General features: G+C 64.4%; 15 protein-coding genes and 1 tRNA gene. 2 read left to right on the forward strand and 14 right to left on the reverse strand.

Annotated elements, in window-relative coordinates:
* Window positions 1-5: 5 nt before the first annotated feature.
* Genes V9L17_RS03440 through V9L17_RS03465 form a run of 6 tightly spaced genes read right to left on the reverse strand, consistent with a single transcriptional unit; the run spans window position 6 to window position 7,494 of the window.
* Window positions 6-1,700, reverse strand: coding sequence for a protein kinase domain-containing protein (locus tag V9L17_RS03440; protein ID WP_337345194.1), 1,695 nt, complete (start codon window positions 1,698-1,700; stop codon window positions 6-8).
* Window positions 1,697-3,151 (reverse strand): peptidoglycan D,D-transpeptidase FtsI family protein, encoded by a 1,455-nt coding sequence (locus V9L17_RS03445; protein WP_337345195.1) that lies wholly within the window; start codon window positions 3,149-3,151, stop codon window positions 1,697-1,699. The genes V9L17_RS03440 and V9L17_RS03445 overlap by 4 nt, the downstream gene beginning before the upstream one ends.
* A complete protein-coding gene (locus V9L17_RS03450) occupies window positions 3,148-4,545 on the reverse strand; it encodes an FtsW/RodA/SpoVE family cell cycle protein (protein ID WP_337350469.1) in 1,398 nt (465 codons plus the stop codon). Before V9L17_RS03450 ends, V9L17_RS03445 begins: the two co-directional genes overlap by 4 nt.
* On the reverse strand, window positions 4,542-6,269 hold the full coding sequence (locus tag V9L17_RS03455) for a PP2C family protein-serine/threonine phosphatase (RefSeq protein WP_337350470.1): 1,728 nt from the start codon (window positions 6,267-6,269) through the stop codon (window positions 4,542-4,544). The genes V9L17_RS03450 and V9L17_RS03455 overlap by 4 nt, the downstream gene beginning before the upstream one ends.
* Window positions 6,270-6,271: 2 nt before the next feature.
* On the reverse strand, window positions 6,272-6,754 hold the full coding sequence (locus V9L17_RS03460; protein ID WP_337345198.1) for an FHA domain-containing protein FhaB/FipA: 483 nt from the start codon (window positions 6,752-6,754) through the stop codon (window positions 6,272-6,274).
* The gene (locus V9L17_RS03465; protein ID WP_337345199.1) at window positions 6,751-7,494 is read right to left on the reverse strand and encodes a DUF3662 and FHA domain-containing protein; all 744 of its coding nucleotides are present in this window, start codon (window positions 7,492-7,494) and stop codon (window positions 6,751-6,753) included. Before V9L17_RS03465 ends, V9L17_RS03460 begins: the two co-directional genes overlap by 4 nt.
* A gap of 375 nt (window positions 7,495-7,869) precedes the next feature.
* Between V9L17_RS03465 and V9L17_RS03470 the strand changes: the two genes are divergently transcribed.
* Window positions 7,870-7,952 (forward strand) — tRNA-Leu (locus V9L17_RS03470).
* A 150-nt stretch (window positions 7,953-8,102) separates the two neighbouring features.
* Here V9L17_RS03470 and V9L17_RS03475 read toward each other — a convergent pair.
* From V9L17_RS03475 to V9L17_RS03510, 8 genes are all read right to left on the reverse strand, one after another.
* Window positions 8,103-9,476, reverse strand: coding sequence for an MFS transporter (locus tag V9L17_RS03475; protein WP_337350471.1), 1,374 nt, complete (start codon window positions 9,474-9,476; stop codon window positions 8,103-8,105).
* 175 nt (window positions 9,477-9,651) lie between these two features.
* Complete coding sequence (locus V9L17_RS03480) at window positions 9,652-10,356, reverse strand: FadR/GntR family transcriptional regulator (protein ID WP_337350472.1); 705 nt, start codon at window positions 10,354-10,356, stop codon at window positions 9,652-9,654.
* A gap of 10 nt (window positions 10,357-10,366) precedes the next feature.
* Entirely contained in the window at window positions 10,367-11,494 is a 1,128-nt protein-coding gene (locus tag V9L17_RS03485) for an L-talarate/galactarate dehydratase (protein WP_337350473.1), read from the reverse strand.
* 95 nt (window positions 11,495-11,589) lie between these two features.
* Window positions 11,590-12,507, reverse strand: a complete 918-nt coding sequence (locus V9L17_RS03490; protein ID WP_337350474.1) for an AEC family transporter — start codon at window positions 12,505-12,507, stop codon at window positions 11,590-11,592.
* Window positions 12,508-12,602: 95 nt separating this feature from the next.
* Entirely contained in the window at window positions 12,603-13,931 is a 1,329-nt protein-coding gene (locus V9L17_RS03495; RefSeq protein WP_337350475.1) for an enolase C-terminal domain-like protein, read from the reverse strand.
* A complete protein-coding gene (locus tag V9L17_RS03500) occupies window positions 13,928-15,535 on the reverse strand; it encodes an aldehyde dehydrogenase (NADP(+)) (RefSeq protein WP_337350476.1) in 1,608 nt (535 codons plus the stop codon). The genes V9L17_RS03495 and V9L17_RS03500 overlap by 4 nt, the downstream gene beginning before the upstream one ends.
* A 41-nt stretch (window positions 15,536-15,576) precedes the next feature.
* Window positions 15,577-16,491 carry a 5-dehydro-4-deoxyglucarate dehydratase gene (gene kdgD / locus V9L17_RS03505; RefSeq protein ID WP_337350477.1) on the reverse strand — a complete coding sequence of 305 codons (915 nt, stop codon included), beginning with the start codon at window positions 16,489-16,491 and terminating at the stop codon, window positions 15,577-15,579.
* Between the two features lie 148 nt (window positions 16,492-16,639).
* Complete coding sequence (locus V9L17_RS03510; protein WP_337350478.1) at window positions 16,640-17,527, reverse strand: LysR family transcriptional regulator; 888 nt, start codon at window positions 17,525-17,527, stop codon at window positions 16,640-16,642.
* Window positions 17,528-17,669: 142 nt separating this feature from the next.
* Here V9L17_RS03510 and V9L17_RS03515 point away from each other — a divergent pair, with 142 nt between their 5' ends.
* Complete coding sequence (locus V9L17_RS03515; protein WP_337350479.1) at window positions 17,670-18,671, forward strand: Bug family tripartite tricarboxylate transporter substrate binding protein; 1,002 nt, start codon at window positions 17,670-17,672, stop codon at window positions 18,669-18,671.
* The last annotated feature ends 3 nt before the right edge of the window (window positions 18,672-18,674 follow it).

Below are 18,674 nucleotides of genomic sequence, written 5' to 3' on the forward strand. Positions count from 1 at the left end.
GGAGGCTACGGCTTGCAGGTGGCGGGCACGCCCGGCAACTGGCCAGTGGTGCAGTCGGGCAGGGCGGTCTCGCTGGCGGTAGCCTTCGGCGTCGTTGTTGGAACCGGAGTGGCCGTCGGGAGCGGTACGGCGTAGATGATGGTGACGGCCGTGCCCTTGGGAACGGTTCCGGTCGGGTTGATTTCCAGTACCGTTCCGGCCGTCTCAGCACTCTGCTGCGGAAGGACGGTCACCGAGAGGCCCAACGCTTCCAAGGAGGACTGGACCTGGCGGTAGTCCTTGCCCAGGTAGGCCGCGGAAATGATGTTTACGGTTTCGGGCGTCGGGGTGGGCGTGGGCGTTGGCGGTGGCGTCGTCAAGGTGGGAGTGGGCGATGCGGACGTTGTTGTCGGACTTGGGCTGCTGGATGTCGTGCTGGGCGCGGAGCTGGTGGGATTGCTCGGAGGGAACAGGATGCCTTGCTGGGACAGGAAGAAACCGACCAGCGCGAAGAGCACCAGCAGGATCAAGGCGATTAGGGGCCAAGTCCAAGGGCTCCGGCCCCGCCGCTGGGGCTCGTCGGCAGGTTCGTCGTCGTACGTCTCTTCTTCCTGGACCCAGGAGCGTTCTGCAGCAAGCGCATCGGCCCGCGACAGCGTACCGGCGGCTCCAGTGCCGGTGCCGGCGGCGTTGGCAGCAGCAGCGCCTGCTGCGGCACCGCCTGCCGCACCTGCGGCAGCGGCACCCAGTACCGGCAGTGCGGAGGTGGACGTGGTGGAGCTGTCCTTCTGCCCGCCGATGATGCCCGTGGGCGCGGTGGCAACATTCACCGGGGCCGTGATGGGCCCGGTGGCAGCTTCGAACAACAGCATTCCGGGGACGGCGGCGTGTGCGGCGCTGATGTCGCCGTTGCGGATAGCCTCGGCGGCCTCGGACAGCTTGATGGCGTTGGCCGGCCGGTTCTTGGGATCCTTGGCCAACATGGACATCAGGAGGGCACGGACCGGTTTGGGCAGCGTATCGGGCAGCGGCGGCGGGGCATCGTTGACCTGCGCCAGGGCAATGGCGATCTGGGATTCGCCGGAGAACGGCCGGTGCCCGGTAAGGCACTCGTAGCCGATCACTCCGAGCGAATAGATGTCCGAGGCACCAGTGGCGGTCTGGCCTGTTGCCTGCTCCGGGGCGAGGTACTGGGCCGTGCCCATCACCTGCCCGGTCTGGGTCAGCGGGACCTGGTCGGCCAGGCGGGCAATGCCGAAGTCGGTGACCTTGACCCGGCCGTCGGGAGTGATCAGGAGGTTGCCCGGCTTGATGTCGCGGTGGACCAGTCCCTGGGCGTGGGCGACGGACAAAGCCCGGGCGGTCTGCGCGATCATGGACAGGGTCCGGTCCGGGGACAGCACCTGCTCGTGCTCGATGATGCTGCTCAGCGGCTGGCCCGGGACGAGTTCCATCACGAGGTAGGCGGAGCCCTCTTCCTCGCCGTAGTCAAAGACATTTGCGATGCCCACGTGGTTCAGGAGCGCGGTGTGGCGTGCCTCGGCACGGAACCTCTGCAGGAAGCCGGGGTCGCCGGTGTATTCCTCCTTGAGCACCTTGATGGCGACGATCCGGCCCAGGACCTGGTCCTTGGCTTTCCAGACCTCTCCCATGCCGCCGATCGCAATCCGCGTGGTCAGCTGGAATCTGCCGCCGAGGGTGATTCCTGTTGTAGGCCTCACTTATTCAACACCGCCTCAAAAATCTTCTTCGCGTTCGGACTGGTTAGCTGTGCGCCGGTGGTGATGTCTACGCCTTCCATGACGATCGTGACACCCACCTGCGGGTTGTTCGCGGGGGCAAAGCCCGTGAACCAGGAGTTGTTCAGGCCATTGCCCAATTCCGCCGTACCTGTCTTGCCGGCCACCTGAACGCCGGGAACGGCCGCGCCGCGGGCGATGCCCTCGCTCACCGCACTGGTCATCCATTCGGTGATCTGGTTGGCGATGTCGGGCGTGGTTGACGTGCGCAGAGGCGTCGGCTGGGGTTCTTCCAGGACGCGGAGGTCCGGTGAGCGAAGGGTCTTGACCAGGCTTGGGCTCATCTGGACGCCATCGTTCGCTATTGCCGCCGTCATCAGCGCAATCTGGAGCGGCGTTGCCCGGACATCCTTTTGGCCGATGGCGGACTGGGCCAGCCCCGGTTCGTCCAAGTTATCGGGGAAGCCCTGCAGAGCGTAATCAAGTTTCAGCTGGTCCCCCAGACTCTCGCCAAACCCGAACTTCTTCGCCTGTTCGGCGATGGCGTCGCGCCCCAGGTCCAGGGCGATGCTGGCGAAGGGCGTGTTGCATGACTGCTGCAGGGCGAAGGCGAAGGAAGCCGTGTCCCTGGTGTAGCAGTTGCCCCCGGCATAGTTGGGGAGCTTGTACGAGATGCCGGTGAAAGGCATCTCGGCAGGGTTGGGTAGCTGGCTGTCTTTGTTGTACTTGCCCGAATTTAGCGCCGCGGCGGTGTCAACGAGCTTGAACACAGAGCCGGGGGCTAGGAGCTCACCGGTCGGGCCGCTGACCGACTGGTTCAGGTTGATACCGGGGACCTTGACGAGCTCGTTGATATTCGTGCTCTCAGCAGTGGGGTCCTGGGTAGCGATGAGGTTGGGGTTGTAGGAGGGCTTCGACACCATGGCCAGGATGGCACCCGTCTTGGGGTTGGTCACCACAATGGAACCGCGCTGTCCGTCCGGAATGAGGTCGTAGGCGAGCTGTTGGATCCGAGGATCGATGGTCAGCTCCACCGAGGCGCCCTTGGGCTGGTTTCCGAGGAACAGCTGGCCTATCCGGTCCAGGAACTGCTGGTCGGAGCTGCCGGCCAGCTGGTCATTCATCGCAATTTCCAGCCCTGTGGCTCCATAGTTTTGAGAGAAATAGCCGGTGATGCCTGCATAGAGTTCGGGCTGGGAATAGGTGCGCTGGAACTTGCACGTCTCCGAGCCTTCAACCGACTCGGCTATCGGCGTGCCGCCCACAATGATGGCACCCCGGTCATTGCAGTAGTCCTGCAGGATGGCGCGCTTGTTCCAGGCGTTGGCCTTGAGGTCGTCCGCCCCGATCACTTGCACGTAGCTCAGAGCACCGAAAATCAGTGCGAACATCGCGATCGCGGCGACCCATGAGTTTCGTATTGCCTGGTTCACAGGTGCTTCACCGCCTCGGTTGGTGTGTCAATTCCGTTGGATTCCGCGCCCTTGGCAGGTGGCAACGGGGTGGTGTCCACTGGCCCCCTTGCCGTGTGCGAAATCATCAGCAACAGGCCCACGATGATCCAGTTGGCGAGCAATGAGGAACCGCCCGCCGCCAGGAAGGGCGTGGTTAGGCCGGTGAGCGGAATGAGGCGCGTGACGCCGCCTATCACCACAAAGCACTGCAGCGCGATGGCAAACGACAGGCCGCAGGCGAGGAGCTTACCGAAGGCGTCGCGGGTGCCCAGGGCTGCCCGGAAGCCGCGCGTGAAGAGCAGCAGGAACATCATGACGATGGCGAACAGCCCGATGAGTCCGAGCTCTTCACCGAACGAGGCAATGATCATGTCGCTGTTGGAAAAGGGCACGAGGTTGGGCCGGCCCTGTCCGAGACCCGTCCCTACGAGGCCACCGTTGGCCATGCCAAAGAGGCCTTCAACAATCTGGAAGCTGCCGCCGAACTGCCGTCCATAGACCTCGTCGGTGAAGGCGTTGAGCCAGCCATCAATGCGCAGGCCAACGTGGGAGAACACCTTCGAAGCCACAAAGCCGCCGCCCAGGATGAGTGCTACGCCGATCACTACCCAGCTGATCCGGCTGGTGGCCACGTAGATCATCACGATGAACAAGCCGAAGAACAGGACAGAGGAACCAAGGTCCCGCTGGAAGATGAGCACGCCGATGCTCACCAGCCAGGCGGTGATCATCGGACCCATGTCCTTGAACCGAGGGAATTGCAGCGGGCCGATCTTCCGCCCCGCCAGCAGGATCAGGTCCCTGTTTGACGAAAGGTAGCCTGCGAAGAAGATGGCAAGCGTAATCTTGGCAATTTCGCCCGGCTGAAAGGTCCATGGGCCGAGTCTGATCCACACACGGGCGCCCAGGATTTCGCCGGCTGTGATTCCCGGTACCAGCGGCAAGACGAGCAAGAGTGCGCTGGCTGCGAGGGAAATATAAGTGAAGCGTCGGAGGACCCGGTGGTCCTTGAGGAACCAAATAACGGCGATCGCCACGGCCATAGCGACCAATGTCCAGCGGAGCTGGTCGTTGCCGGTGTCATCGCCGGGCCCGTCCAGTCGGTGGATCATGGCGAGGCCGAGACCGTTTAGCGCTACAACAAGGGGAAGTATTACCGGATCGGCATATTTCGCCCGGATCCGCAGGACCACATGGAATGCCAGTGCGGCGACGGCGAGCAGGCTGGACTGGAACCAGAAATCGGTATCAAAAGCCTTTTCCTGATCCACACCGACCAACATGTTGGCGCCGATTCCCACCGACAGGGCAAGCAACAACAACAGCAGTTCGACGTTCCGCCTGGGTTTGGGGATAGTACTTAGCTGGCTCATGGGGTGCCCTCGCAGGTGACGGTAGGACTTGGTGAGGGCGACGTGGGAGCCGGCGCTGCTGCCGGATCCGACGGAGAGGGTGCGGGCGCTGCCGTTTCTGTGGGTGCCGGTGCGGGCGGGGTCGTTGTGGCGCCGGTAGTCGGCGACGGGCATTCGTCAGCCGGGGAGGTAGTGCCCGTCCGCTCAAGGTTCTTAACGATCCGCTGGGCGTCGTAAAGGTCCCGCGCCGGGACGGTCTGGCGGACTCGCTGCTGCGAGAACGGCGGCAGCGAGTCCATCCGGATTTCCGTCACGGCTTCAAGGCTGGAGAGCTGGATAGGGCCGAGGCGCTGGGAGACTCCGTTGTAAATGGCGACCCGGGAATCGTATTCGCCGATGTAGTAGCGCGTCTGTGTCCACGCGTAGCCGAGCCAGAGCCCGACTGTGAGGACCACCAGGACCGAGGCCGCGATGGACCATGTGACCCAGCGGCGAGGCCTCGGCTGAAGGAAGGATTCATCTGCATCGACGGACTGCTGGTCGGCTTTGTGCGTCAGCACCGTGGCCGCGCGTCGGGCTACCGTACGGCCGGCGATAGTGGGAATGGAGCCGGACTCTGCCGCTGCGGCTGCGGCGCCCACAAGTTCGTGCGGGCGGGAGGCCAGTTCCTCCCGGAGGACTTCGGCGGAGAGATGTTCGCCGAGGTGCGGGTCTGTGGAATCGGCGCTTTCGCCCTTGCCGGACTGCCCCGCATCAGCTTTGGCTTCGTCCGGGTTTTCGGCGTCGGCCCTTCCTGCATCAGGCTTTTCTTCGCCAGATTTCCCTGAGGGGAGCGCTTCTGCCGGTTTGGGCTCGGCCGCGTCCCCGGCAGCAGGTGGCTGCTGTGCCGCCGGACCGGCGGGCTCGCTGGGTGTGACGACTGCGGTGACTGACGCGGGAGGGATGATTTCCACGGCGGCGGTACTGACGTCGTCGCGCGTTTCCTCCGCTATTTCCACCATCACCACGGTGACGTTGTCAGGTGAGCCGGCTTCCAGCGTCAGGTTCACGAGGGTCTCGACGCATTCGCGGAGGTCCTTCGTCTCCCGGACCGTCCGTTCCACTACGTGCCCGGCAACGTAGTTGAGGCCGTCCGAGCAGAGAAGCCAGCGTTCCCCGGGCTTGACGTCCAAGGTGTCGAGGTCGAGTTCCGGGCTGGCGTCGACGTCGCCGAGAACGCGCATCAGGACGTTTTTGTGCGGATGCGTCTCGGCTTCCTCGGGCCGGAGCCGGCCCTCATCGATGAGCCGCTGCACAAACGTGTGGTCGACGCTCACCTGCTCGAAAACGCCGTCGCGAAGGCGGTAGGCGCGGGAGTCCCCGATATGGGCGAAGTGCAGTTTGCCTTCGGCAAGGAGCAGGGCGGTGACGGTGGTTCCCATGCCGGCGAGCTTGGGATTGATGTGGACCAGCTCGGACAGGAGGGAATTGGCTGTTTGGATTTCATCCGCAAGCACGGTGCCGGCGTCGCCGTCGTAATCCCCGTGATCCAGGTGCAGCATGTCCAGGACGGTTGCGGCGGAGGCAACGTCACCGCCGGCGTGGCCACCCATGCCATCAGCGACGACCGCAAGGTGGCGGCCCACATAGGCGGAGTCGTCATTCTTGGCGCGGATGCGGCCCACGTCCGAGCGGGCTGCATAACGCATGATGAGGGGCCGCTGCGCGGGCTGTGCCTCGTTTGCGGGAATTTTTGGATCGGCCATGGCTATGGCCTCAATTCGATGACCGTCTTGCCGATCCTCACAGGTACGCCAGGCTCAACGGGCAGGGCGCGGGTAAGTTGCTGGTCCGCCAGGTACGTGCCGTTGGTGGAGCCCAGGTCCTCTATGAACCATCTACTACCCTGCGGGAAGAGCCGGGCGTGACGGCCGGAGGCGTAGTCGTCTTCAAGCACCAAGGTGGCTTCCTGGGCCCGGCCGAGGAGGATGGGACTGGCCGCCAGGGGGATGGTGGTGCCTTTGAGGGGTCCTTCGGTGACCACGAGCTGGTGTGCCTGCTGCTTCACGGGCTGCGGCGGGGCATCGGCCAGTTCAGGGTTCTTCCGGACCTGGCGGGCAGTGGGAGTTCCAACGGCGGCCTTGCGGCCCACCATCAGGTCCCGGCGCATTGCCGACACGATACTGAAAATCAGCACCCAGAGCAGGAGCAGGAAGCCGAAGCGGAGGGCGGTAATGGTCAGTTCGCTCATGGGCGGCCACCAGAGGTGGCGGGGAGCAAGCGGAAGATGATCTTTGTCCGTCCCATTGTGATGGTGGAGCCGTCGGTAAGTTCGGTGCTGCCTGCGACCTTGTGCCCGTTAACATAGCTGCCGTTGGTGGAACCCATGTCCACGGCGCTGGTAACCCCGTTCGCCGTGCGGATCTCGAGGTGGCGGCGGGACACGCCGGTGTCGTCAACCAGGATGTCGGCCTCGGAGGACCGGCCCAGGATGATCGAAGGGGCATTGAGCGAGTAGCGCTGGCCATCGATGTCCAGGACTGGCTGCAGGCGGGTGGGCTGGCGGCTGGGGGCGGCGGGGAGATTGGGCCGGGGCGCTGGGCTGGCAGGTGCCCCGCTTGATTTTTCGGTGGAGGACTTGATCTCGAAATCGCCGGCCCGCAGCTCTTCGAAGCGGCGAAATGAGATCCGCACGGAGCCCTGGAGCGTGTAGCCCTGACTGCGGACATGGTTGATGACGACGTCGCACAGTTCCTCAGCCAGCGGAGTGCCCCATTCCTGCGCCCGCTTGAAATCGTCCTCGCTGAGCAGGACGTCGAAAACGTTGGGGGCGAGGGTCCGGCCGGCGGCAATGGTGATCGCCTTGTGGTCCACCTCGCGGCGAAGCCGGCTTGCGATCTCAACTGGCTCGACCTGCGCCCGGGAACCAGTGGAGAAGACACCGCGAACGGCCTTTTCGATGCCGCGCTCGACCTTGTCCAGCAAACCCATGGTCCTCCTCCTTTCCCCCCGACTGCGGGGCAGTTTTCGTTCCGGAACTCAACCAGCAACACAGATCACTGCGTATCGGCAGGCCCGCCGACGGCAGGCACTACTACATCAGATACTACTGGGCAGGCCTGTGAATGACCTTAATCCACAACGGCCCGGCCTGCGGAAAAGTTCGTTCCGGGCGATCTGCGCGCGGTCAGAAAGGGTTCATTGCCGGTGGCTCCCGTGGCCTTGATACATGCCTGGATCGGCCGCGTAGGCCAGGCTGCCGACCTCAATTGGTGTTTTGCCGCCGATGTCCGTTATGCTTGATCTCGCTGCTTTTACATGGTGCGGAACCGGGAAACCGGTCGCAATTCATGGAAAAGAAGTTGCGCGCGAGTGGCGGAACGGCAGACGCGCTGGCTTCAGGTGCCAGTGTCCGAAAGGGCGTGGGGGTTCAAATCCCCCCTCGCGCACGCAAATAAAAGAGCCCCGGTCTTAGGACCGGGGCTCTTTTGCGTTCAGAGAACGGCAGCGCGACGACTTATCCCCGCCGCACGGTCATTTCCCCTGGAATCGCGTGGGGGATTGGACCGCGGGGCGGGGATAAGCCGAAGGACAGGTTTCTAGCGGGCTGTGGCCGGCTCCATAAGCTCTTCGCCGGAGGTTGCCTTGCGGGACTCCTGCTCAGGTGCCTTCCCAGGCGAGGCCGGGGTGCGGCGTTCCTTGAGGAAGTAGACGAGTCCGGCCGCCAGGGTGGAGGCTGCGGCAAGTGCGAACAGGCCGGGCACGACACTGCCCGTGGTCTCCTTGATGATGCCGAACCCGAACGGGGCTACAAAACCACCCAGGTTGCCCAGCGAGTTAATGATCGCGATGGCGGGAGCAAGGACCAGAGGGTGCAGCCCGGACTGCGGGATGGTCCAGAACAGCGGCGACGCGCTCTTGAAGCCCATGGCGGCGATGGCCAGGAACACGAGGGCCAGGACCGGGCTGGCGATCGCGGCGGCCAGCGTTCCGACGGCGGCGACCAGCAGCGCGGCCACCAGCAGCGGCTTTTTGGACCTGGCCTTGTCCTGCCACTTGGCGGCGAAATACATCGCGAAGACGGCGCACACCCACGGTATGGAGGACAGGAAGCCAACACTCAGGTCCGTTGTTCCGGGAATCTGTTTGACGATGGTGGGCAGCCAGAAAGTGTTGGCGTAGATGGAGAGCTGCACGGAGAAGTAGATGCCGCAAAGCAGCAGGATCTGCGGGTTGAGCAGCATCTTCCAGCGGTTGATCTTCGCCCCGGAAGTGCTGGCGTGCTGGGCGTCCTCGTCAGCGATGGCGTTGGCCAGGGCGGACTTTTCGCCGACCGAGAGCCACTTGGCGTCCTGGATCTTGGCGTCCAACAGGAAGAACACGATGATGCCCACCACCACGGAGAGCAGGCCCTCGAAGCCGAACAGCCACTGCCAGCCGCGGATTCCCAGGACGTCGTGAAGGCTCAGCAGCATGCCGGCGATGGGCCCGGACAGTGCTGCGGCGATGGAGGAGCCAGCGATGAAGATGGCGGTCGCCTTGCCGCGCTGGCCGGCCGGTACCCACCGGGCGAAGTAGAAGATTACTGCCGGGAAGAAGCCGGCTTCGGCGGCCCCCAGCAGGAACCGCAACACATAGAACATCATTTCGTTCTGCACGAACGCCATCAGAAAGGAGACAATGCCCCAGCTGACCATGATCCGGGCCAGCCACACCTTGGCGCCGTACTTCTCCATCATGACGTTGCTGGGGAGTTCAAAGATCGCGTAGGCGATGAAGAAGAGTCCTGCCCCGAAGCCGTAGGCGGCGGCGCCAATGCCCACGTCCGCTTCGAGGTGTTCGTGGGCGTAGCCGATGTTGGACCGGTTCAGCTGGTTGCACACGAGCATGACAAGCATGATGGGCAGCACCCGCTTGAAGAACTTCTTCGTGGCCAGGGCCACATCCGTGACAGCGGTGTCTACAGACTGCATGGGGAAATTCCTTAGGTATTGCGGTGGGGGCCCGTCCGTGGACCCGTTTCAACTCCTGTGGTGTGAAACACAGGGACGTGGTCCACTGTATTCAGGGAATTCGATGCGCGTCCAACACGCATATCGCATTGTTTGATGCCCTCAGGGCATTACAACAGGTGGACTCCATTTGCGCTCACGGAGACGGCCGCACGGAAGCCTTAAACCGGCGTCGGGAATTTGCCAGATGGCTGCGCATCGCGGCGGCGGCGGCGGTTTCATCTCCGTCAGCGATGGCCGCGGCGATGGACCGGTGCTCGTGGATCACTTGGTCAAAGTGGTCACGGGCGTAGTGCTCGACGCCGGTCATCAGCCGGGTGCGCGGCATCGCGATCATGGTCTGCCCCAGGGCGGCCAGGCAGTCCGAGTAGAACGGGTTCCCGGAGGCGGCAGCGATGGCCCGGTGGAATTCGAAGTCGAACTTCATTGCATGGCCTGGGTGGTCCGGGCTGGCGGTGAACTGTTCCAGGGCGGCATTAATGGCCCGGAGTTGGCGTTCGGTGTGGTTGCGGGCGGCCAGGGCGGCAGCCTCGGCCTCCACACCCATTCGGAATTCGAGCAGATGGAGGCGGTCCTCCACGCTGGCTACCGGTCGGCTGCCCGGGACTGGAAGAGTGCCGTCGTCGGGCGGGGTCAGCGCGAAGCTGCCCCGCCCCCGTTCGGTTTCCACAAGCCCTTCGGCCTGGAGGCGAGTTAAAGCTGAGCGCACCACGGTGCGGCTGACGCCGAATTCGCCCATGAGCGCGTTCTCGCTGGGGAGCTTGTCGCCGGGCTGGATGACGCCGTCCACGATGCGGGTGCGAAGGTCGGCGGCGAGGTCCGCGGTCAGGTTCCGGCTCATGCGTTCAAGGTTACGCGCCGAACTCCACGGTCTCGGTGGTCCAGGCCCGGGCCTGGTCGCTCAGGGTCACGCCGAGGCCCGGGCGGTCCGGGACGATCATACGGCCGTCCTTCGTCTCGAGGCGTTCGTTGAACAGCGGGTCTAGCCAGTCGAAGTGCTCCACCCAGGGCTCGCGGGGGTAGGCGGCGGCCAGGTGCAGGTGGATCTCCATGGCGAAGTGCGGGGCCAGCCCTAGCCCGCGTTCATCGGCGAGGGCGGCGAGGCGCAGGAACTGGGTGATACCGCCGACGCGGGGTGCATCCGGCTGGATGATGTCGCAGCCGTTGGCGTTGATCAGGCCCTTGTGCTCAGCAACGGAGGCCAACATCTCGCCGGTGGCGATGGGGGTATCCAGCACATTGGCCAGGTGGGCGTGGCCCTCGAAATCGTAGGCGTCCAGCGGTTCTTCGATCCAGACAAGGTTGAATTCCTCCAGCTGGCGGCCCAGGCGCAGAGCGGTGGCGCGGTCCCACTGCTGGTTGGCGTCCACCATGAGCGGGACGTCCCAGCCGATGTGCTCGCGGATGCCGGCAACCCGGCGCAGGTCTTCCTTGCTGTCGGGCAGGCCCACTTTGATCTTGATGCCGCCGATGCCCTCGTCGAGGGACTGCGTGGCACGGGCCTTGACCTCTTCCAGGGAGGCGTTGAGGAAGCCGCCCGAGGTGTTGTAGGTCTGGACGGAGTCGCGGTAGGAGCCCAACAGCTTTGCCAGCGGCAGTCCAGCGCGCTTGGCCTTGAGGTCGTAGAGGGCGATGTCGATGGCGGCCAACGCTTGGGTGGCGACGCCCGAGCGGCCCACGGAGGCGCCGGCCCAGAGGAGCTTGGTGTAGAGCTTGCCGATGTCGTTGGGGTCCTCGCCGATGATGCCTTCGGCGACCTCCTTGGCGTGAGCGTACTGGGCGGGGCCGCCGGCGCGCTTGGAGTAGCTGAAGCCGATACCGCTGTGGCCCTGCTCCGTGGTGATCTCGGCAAAGAGGAAGACGACCTCCGTCATGGGCTTCTGGCGCCCGGTGAAGACCTTGGCATCACTGATCGGGACAGCGAGCGGAAGTCTTGCAGTGGAGAGTTTTACATGGCGGATGAGGTCGACGGTACTCATGGGTGCTCCTCGAAAGCTGGCTGTCAGGGCTGCGTTGCCCACCTACTTAGAATACAAGTATAAAACTTGTATTACAAGTAGCTGACAGTTGGCGGCTACACCAGCCAGGCGACAACAAGCAGCGCGCCAACGCTCAATACCGTGGTGCACAGGATGACATCACGGGCCACGCTCATTCCGCGGCCATAGGGGGAGGCGAAGAGGAACACGTTTTGGGCCGTGGGCAGCGCGGCCATGATCACGCTTGCAAGCAGGTGCTGGCCGTCCAGTCCAAAGACAAAGCGGCCCAAGGCCCACACAACAAGTGGCATCCCGGCGATCTTCAGGAACGTTGCCACGAGCGTTTCTACCAGGCCATCGCCCTTCTGCAGCGGAGCACGGCCCGCAAGGGAGAGGCCGAAGGCCAGCAGCACCATGGGCACGGCGCCTCCGGCCAGCATGTCGATGGGCTTCTGAAGCAGGTCCGGCGCGGTCCAGCCGGTGAGGGCGACGACGACACCCAGTCCGGAGGCGATGATCATGGGACTCGCGAACGGCTGTAACAGCACCTTTTTCCACGAGACCTTGGAGCCTGACGCAAGCCCTAAGACAGTGAGGTAGAACGGCGCCAGAACCAGGAGCTGGACCAGGAGCACGGGGGCCACATGCTGCGCAGTCCCCACTGCATAGAGGGACACCGGAATGCCGATATTGTTGGCATTCGCATAGCTGCTCGCCATGGCCCCGACCGCGGTCTCCGCCACCGGACGCCGGAAGAACAGGAAACTCGCCAGCCAATAGAGAAGCCCCACTATCGTTGCTGAGAGCAACGCGAGTGGGGCATCTGTTCCCAAGGCAGCGCGGATGTCGCTTCCGGCCACAACGGTAAACAGCAAGGCCGGATTGGTGATGTAGAAGGCCGTCCGGGTCAGTGCGCCCTGGACTTCCGGCCCCAGGATCCGCAGCCGGGCGGCGAAATAGCCTACGGCAATGACAGCGGAGACGATCAGTATTCCGGAGACAACGCCACCCAAAGTGCGCCCTTCTATTTAACTGAGGTGATTCCGCACGGCCGCCTCCTGTTGCGAAAAGAGGGCCGGCCGTGCGGAAGCTTGGTGGTCGAAACGGCCTACCGGACCAGGCAGGGGCGCTTCGGGTCGAAGGACCAGCCTTCGATGTAGTACTGCATGCCGATGCTGTCGTCGCGGGCATCAAGCCCGTGCTGCAGGTACAGCTCGTGCGCCTTGTCCAGGGCCTCGCGGTCCAGCTCGATGCCCAGGCCCGGGGCGTCCGGAACCTCGATGGCGCCGTCGCGGATCTGCAGCGGGTTTTTGGTCAGTCCCTGCCCGTCCTGCCAGATCCAGTGCGTGTCCAGTGCGGTGATTTCGCCCGGGGCAGCTGCACCGGTGTGCGTGAACATTGCCAGTGAGATATCGAAGTGGTTGTTCGAGTGCGATCCCCAGGTCAGGCCAAATTCCTTGCACAGTTGCGCCACGCGGACGGAACCGGACATGGTCCAGAAGTGCGGGTCCGCGAGCGGGATGTCGACGGCGTTGCTGCGGATGGCGTGTGACATCTCCCGCCAGTCCGTGGCGATCATGTTGGTAGCGGTCTTCAGGCCGGTGGCACGCCGGAATTCAGCCATGACCTCGCGGCCGGAGAAGCGTCCCTCGGCTCCGCACGGATCCTCCGCATACGCAACGACGCCTTGCATCCGCTTGCCGAGGCGGATGGCGTCTTCCAGGAGCCAGCCACCGTTCGGATCAAGGGTCACGCGCGCCTCGGGGAAGCGCTTGGCGAGGGCGGTGACCACATCCACTTCGTCGTCGCCGGAGAGTACGCCGCCCTTGAGCTTGAAGTCGCTGAAGCCGTAGCGCTCCTGGGCGGCTTCGGCCAGGGCAACAACAGCCTCCGGCGTCATGGCCTCCTGACGGCGCAGCTTCTCCCAGCGATCTGACGGCGCCTCCTCCACGAGATAGGGAAGGTCAGTCCGGGCGTGGTCTCCTATAAAGAAGAGGTATCCGAGCATCGGCACAGAGGTGCGCTGCTGGCCGTCGCCGAGCAGTTCAGCGACGGGGATGCCGAGGAACTGGCCGTGAAGGTCCAGCAGGGCGGATTCGACGGCGGTGACAGCGTGCACGGTGGTCCGCAGGTCAAAGGTCTGCAGGCCGCGGCCGCCGGCGTCACGGTGGGCGAACTCTGCCGCAATCTCCCGTAGCAGGGACCGGTAGCGGGCTACAGGCTGGCCAGTGACGAGCGTCCCGGCTTCCTCGATGGTGCCCTTGATCTTCTCGCCGCCGGGGACCTCGCCGAGGCCGGTCCGGCCCTCCGAATCGGTAACGATGACCACGTTGCGGGTAAAGAATGGTCCGTGGGCGCCGCTGAGGTTCATCAGCATGCTGTCGTGGCCGGCGATCGGGACCACTTCAATCTTTGCGATGGTTGGCTGGGTGCTCATGCGTTGACCTCTGCATCTGCCGCAACCACGGTGCCGTCGATGCGGCGGTTCAGGTGCCAGGGGTTGGTGTCCTGCAGGGCTGCGGGAAGGAGTTCCTGCGGGAGGTTCTGGTAGGAGACCGGGCGGAGGAAGCGGTTGATCGCGAGGGTGCCTACTGAGGTGGTGCGGGTGTCCGAGGTAGCCGGGAAGGGGCCGCCGTGGACCATGGCATGGCCTACTTCGACGCCGGTGGGCCAGCCGTTGACGATGATGCGTCCCACTTTCTGCTCGAGGGCTGGAAGCAGGCGTGCCGCCGTCGGGTAGTCCTCTTCCGTGAGCTGCAGGGAGGCGGTGAGCTGGCCCTCGAGCCGGCCGACGGCCTCGATGAGTTCCTCGGTGGAGGAGTATCGGATCACCAGGGACGCGGCGCCGAAGATCTCGGCGTGCAGCACGTGGTTGGAGACGAACTCGCCGATGTGGGTGCCGAAGATGGTGGGGGCGGGCGCGTTTTCGGTGGGACCCTTTGTGCCCTGCCCGACGACGGTGACACCGTTCGCGGAACCGAGGGCTTCGGCGCCGGCATTCCAGGATCCGGCGATGCCTTCGGTGAGCATCGTCTGGCCGGCGCAGGCGGAGATCGCGCGGCCGACGGCGGCAGCCAGTTTGTCACCCAGCTCGCCTTCGGGCGCGAACAGGAGTCCGGGGGAGGTGCAGAGCTGGCCTGAGCTGCCGGTGACGGCGGTGACGTACTGCTGTGCCAGCGCGTCAATCTGTTCCACGGAGCCGCTGAGGGCGCCGTCGAAGACGAAGACCGGGTTCAGCGAGGACATTTCGGCGTAGACGGGGATCGGCTCGGGCCGGGCTGCGGCGGTGCGCATCAGCGCGATGCCGGCGGACTGGGAGCCGGTGAAGCCGACCGCCTTGATCGCGGGGTCGGCCACGAGGGCCTGGCCGATGCTGGATCCGGGGCCGTAGATCAGGGAGAACACGCCCGGGTGCAGGCCGTGGTCCTTGACGGCCTTGACCACAGCCTGGCCGACGAGTTCGCTGGTGCCGGGGTGGGCGTTGTGGGCCTTGAAGACGACCGGGCAGCCGGCTGCGAGGGCGGACGCGGTGTCGCCTCCCGCCGTCGAGAATGCGAGCGGGAAGTTGCTCGCGCCGAAGACGGCGACCGGGCCGAGCGGGATCTGGCGCTGGCGGATGTCCGCCCGGGGCAGGGGCGAGCGGTCCGGGATGGCCGGGTCAATGCGGACGCCGCGGAAGTCGCCCTGGCGGACCACAGTGGCGAAGAGCCGGAGCTGGCCGGTGGTGCGGGCGCGTTCGCCGGTCAACCTCGCGGCGGGCAGGCCGGTTTCCTGGCCGGCGCGGGTGATGAGTTCCTCGCCGATGGCCTCGATGTTGTCCGCGATCGCGTCCAGGAACGCGGCGTGCGTTTCCGGGTCCAGGGTGCTGAAAGAGGGGTAGGCTTCCGCCGCCGCGGAGGTCGCCGTCGTCAGCTGCTCTTCGGTGATCAGCGTGTAGGTCGGTTCGAGTGCCTCGTTGGTGGCGGGGTTGAAGCCAAAGGTTGTCTTGCCGGCGCCGACGACGGGCTGGCCGGCAATCAGGGAATGTCCGGTGAGTGTCACTGTGGTTACTCCTCAGGAGAAGGTGTTCAGGAGGCGGTTGTTCAGGAGACGGTGGCGATGAGGGCCTTGAGGTCCGCGAAGTCCTGCGGAGCCAGGTTCTGCAGCGGCGGGCGGACACCGCCGGCCGAGCGGCCAATGGCGTCCAGGCCACCCTTGACGATGGAGACGGAGTATCCCTTCACTCGGTCGCGGATGTCCAGGTATGGGATCACGAAGTCATTGAGCTTCTTGTTCACGGCCACGCGGTCGTTGTTACGGACGTCCTGGTAGAAGTCCAGGGCAAACTGCGGAACGAAGTTGTACATGGCGGAAGAGTAAGTGCTCATGCCGAGTTGGAGCAGCGGGAGCGCGAAGGTTTCCGCCGTGGGCAGGCCGCCGAGGTAGAAGAGGCGGTCGCCGAGCTTGGCGTAAACCCGGGCATCGTGTTCGAGGTCGCCCACGCCATCCTTGAAACCGATCAGGTTCTCGTGGCGGTCCGCGAGGGTGGCCACGGTGGTGTCTTTGTAGATGGCGTTGGCGCGGTTGTAAATGATCACACCCAGCGACGTTGCGCCGCAGATGGCGCTGACGTGATCAATCAGGCCGCCCTGGTCAGCCTCGGTGAGGTACGGCGGGAGGAGCAGGAGGCCATCGGCGCCCGCTGCCTCGGCAGCCTTGGCGTTCTCGATGGCTTGGGCGGTGGAACCGCCAGCGGATGCCAGCACGGGAACCTGGCCACCTACCTCTTCAACGGCGGTGCGGACCACGCGCTCTGATTCCGACGGCGTCAGGGAGAACCCTTCGCCGGTGCCGCCCGCTGCGAAGAGGCCGGCCACAGGGAAGCTCGCCTGCCAGGCCAGGTGCTTGCGGTAGTTTTCTTCATCGAACCGCAGTTGGGCATCAAACGACGTCACCGGGAAGGACAGCAGGCCTTCCTTGAGGGTGTCTGCCAGTTCCTGCGGGGTGTACTTTGCCACGATGTTGTCCTCTGTGTGAATGCCGCTGCCGGCTAAGGGGTGTTGGTTCGTGTCAAGAGTAGGCAGGCTGACTGATGCCTGTCTAAGTGCCTTTTCGTATTGATTGATACCCAAAACGTATCGTCAATCGGTTTGCCGGATCCCCGCGCTACTCTGTCCGGAATTCCAGGTCCTGGAGGAGGCGCCGGAGTGCCGGGTTGGCGACTTTGCGGTTCCAGATGGCATGCAGCTCCACCGGATCCTCGCTGCTGGGCCCGGCGAGGGGCAGGAATTCGACGCCCTTGATGGCGAGCAGCGTGGCCGAGTGTGGCACAAAAGCCACCCCCCGCCGTGCTGCCACGAGGGAGACCATGGTGAGGATCTGGCTCACGGTGTGGAGGACATTCCCGTGCTGGATGTCATGCATGCGGATCACCAGGTCGTAGAAATAGGCGGCTTGGGTGGGTGAATGCATGATCAGGGGTTCGTCCCGGAGGTCTGCGTCTTCAACGGGCCGGGAAAGCTCCGTCAACCGGTGCCCGGCCGGGACTGCCAGCATCATGGACTCGCGGTAGAGCAGGTGTGAATCAAAGACTTCGCGGTCGAACGGCGGCCGGGCCAGGCCCATATCCAGCTCTCCCGTCAGCAGCCCCTGGATCTGCTCACCCGTGACGAGTTCCTGGAGGTCGATGTCCACCTCGGGAAGGATTGTGGCGATTTCTTCCAGCAGCGGTCCCAGGATGCTGAACCCGCTGGCCGCGGTAAACCCGACGCGCAACACGCCTGCGCGCCCTGTGGCGATCCTGCGCGCGGTAATTGGCGCCCGGTTGGCCAGTGCCATAAGACGCTTGGCTTCGTCCAGGAAGGCGATGCCGGCTGGAGTGAGTTCCACCTTCCGGTTGTCGCGTTCCAGTAGTTCCGTGCCGATGCTTTTCTCCAGTTTCTGGATCTGGCGGCTCAGCGGAGGCTGGGTCATGTTCAGTCTTTCCGCGGCCCGTCCGAAGTGGAGTTCCTCCGCGACGGCAATGAATCCGGCCAGTTGGTCAAAAGTAAACATGATGCCTTTCCGGTATCACCCGATGCATTTTAGGGCTTAGACAGGCATCATAGCGGCTCCCTATAGTCGTCACAGCGAGCCAGTGATTCGGTTCACATCACATGCCGGACCCCCGTTCCGGAGATTTCCTCAAGGAGTTCCAATGATGCACTTCCCCACCCGCCGCACGATTCTCGGTGCGGCCTCTGCCGTGACGCTGCTGGCGCTGACGGCCTGCGGCAATGTCGCCGGCGGCGCAACAGACTCCGCCAAGTACCCCTCCGGGCCCGTCAACCTTTCGGTAGGCCAGGCTGCAGGTGGCAGCACGGACCTGATCGCCCGCGCCCTTGCCGAAGGCGCCTCCAAGACCCTGGGCCAGCCGATGCCCGTTGTGAATAAGCCTGGTGCCAACGGCGCCCTCGCCACCAAGGAAGTGGCAGGCAAGCCCGCCGATGGACAGGAACTGGTCCTCCTCACAGCATCCCTGGTCACCATCACTCCGTTGGCCGTCACCCCGGACGAAGCCGTGAACATCGACGACCTGGACATCATCGCCGGCTTGTCGCAGGACGATTACGTGCTGGTTGCAAGCACCCAGTCCGGGTTTAAGACGTTCGACGACGTAGCCGGCGCCGGCCGCAACGTCACCTTTGGCACCACGGGCGTTGGCACCGGAAGTCAGCTTGCCCAGACCGTACTCTTCAAGCAGGCGGACGTGAAGGGTACGGACATCCCCTTCGACAGCGGCAAACCGGCCCTGACGGCTGTGCTCGGCAATCAGGTGGAGCTCGCCACTATCCAGCTCGGCGAAGCGATGCCGCAGATCGAAGCCGGAAAGGTGGCACCGCTCCTCGTCTTCTCGGAGGAACGCAACAGCTTCCTGCCGGACACCCCCACTGCCAAGGAAGCCGGCTACGACGTACCGGTAGCCCAGTACCGCGCCGTCGCCGCCCCCAAGGGCACGCCCGCGGACGTCAAGCAGAAACTGCTCGCGGCCTTCCAGGAAACCTTCAAGTCGGATGCCTACAAGGAGTTCAACAAGAAGAACATGCTGACCCCGAAGGAGATTTCCGGTGAGGAAGTAGTCGCCGACTGGAAGGGATACGCAACTAAGTACAAGGAACTGGTGGAGAAGTACGACATCAGCCTCAGCGGAACCAAGTGATTC

Source organism: Pseudarthrobacter sp. CCNWLW207, from assembly GCF_037203945.1.
Taxonomy (GTDB): domain Bacteria; phylum Actinomycetota; class Actinomycetes; order Actinomycetales; family Micrococcaceae; genus Arthrobacter.

Bases quoted from the DNA above. Each gene is read 5' to 3' on its own strand.
- V9L17_RS03515 (WP_337350479.1), top strand. From the start codon at position 17,670: ATGATGCACTTCCCCACCCGCCGCACGATTCTCGGTGCGGCCTCTGCC.
- V9L17_RS03465 (WP_337345199.1), bottom strand. From the start codon at position 7,494: ATGGGTTTGCTGGACAAGGTCGAGCGCGGCATCGAAAAGGCCGTTCGC.
- V9L17_RS03455 (WP_337350470.1), bottom strand. From the start codon at position 6,269: ATGGCCGATCCAAAAATTCCCGCAAACGAGGCACAGCCCGCGCAGCGG.
- V9L17_RS03510 (WP_337350478.1), bottom strand. From the start codon at position 17,527: ATGTTTACTTTTGACCAACTGGCCGGATTCATTGCCGTCGCGGAGGAA.
- V9L17_RS03485 (WP_337350473.1), bottom strand. From the start codon at position 11,494: ATGAGTACCGTCGACCTCATCCGCCATGTAAAACTCTCCACTGCAAGA.
- V9L17_RS03460 (WP_337345198.1), bottom strand. From the start codon at position 6,754: ATGAGCGAACTGACCATTACCGCCCTCCGCTTCGGCTTCCTGCTCCTG.
- V9L17_RS03450 (WP_337350469.1), bottom strand. From the start codon at position 4,545: ATGAGCCAGCTAAGTACTATCCCCAAACCCAGGCGGAACGTCGAACTG.
- V9L17_RS03480 (WP_337350472.1), bottom strand. From the start codon at position 10,356: ATGAGCCGGAACCTGACCGCGGACCTCGCCGCCGACCTTCGCACCCGC.
- V9L17_RS03495 (WP_337350475.1), bottom strand. From the start codon at position 13,931: ATGAGCACCCAGCCAACCATCGCAAAGATTGAAGTGGTCCCGATCGCC.
- V9L17_RS03475 (WP_337350471.1), bottom strand. From the start codon at position 9,476: ATGCAGTCTGTAGACACCGCTGTCACGGATGTGGCCCTGGCCACGAAG.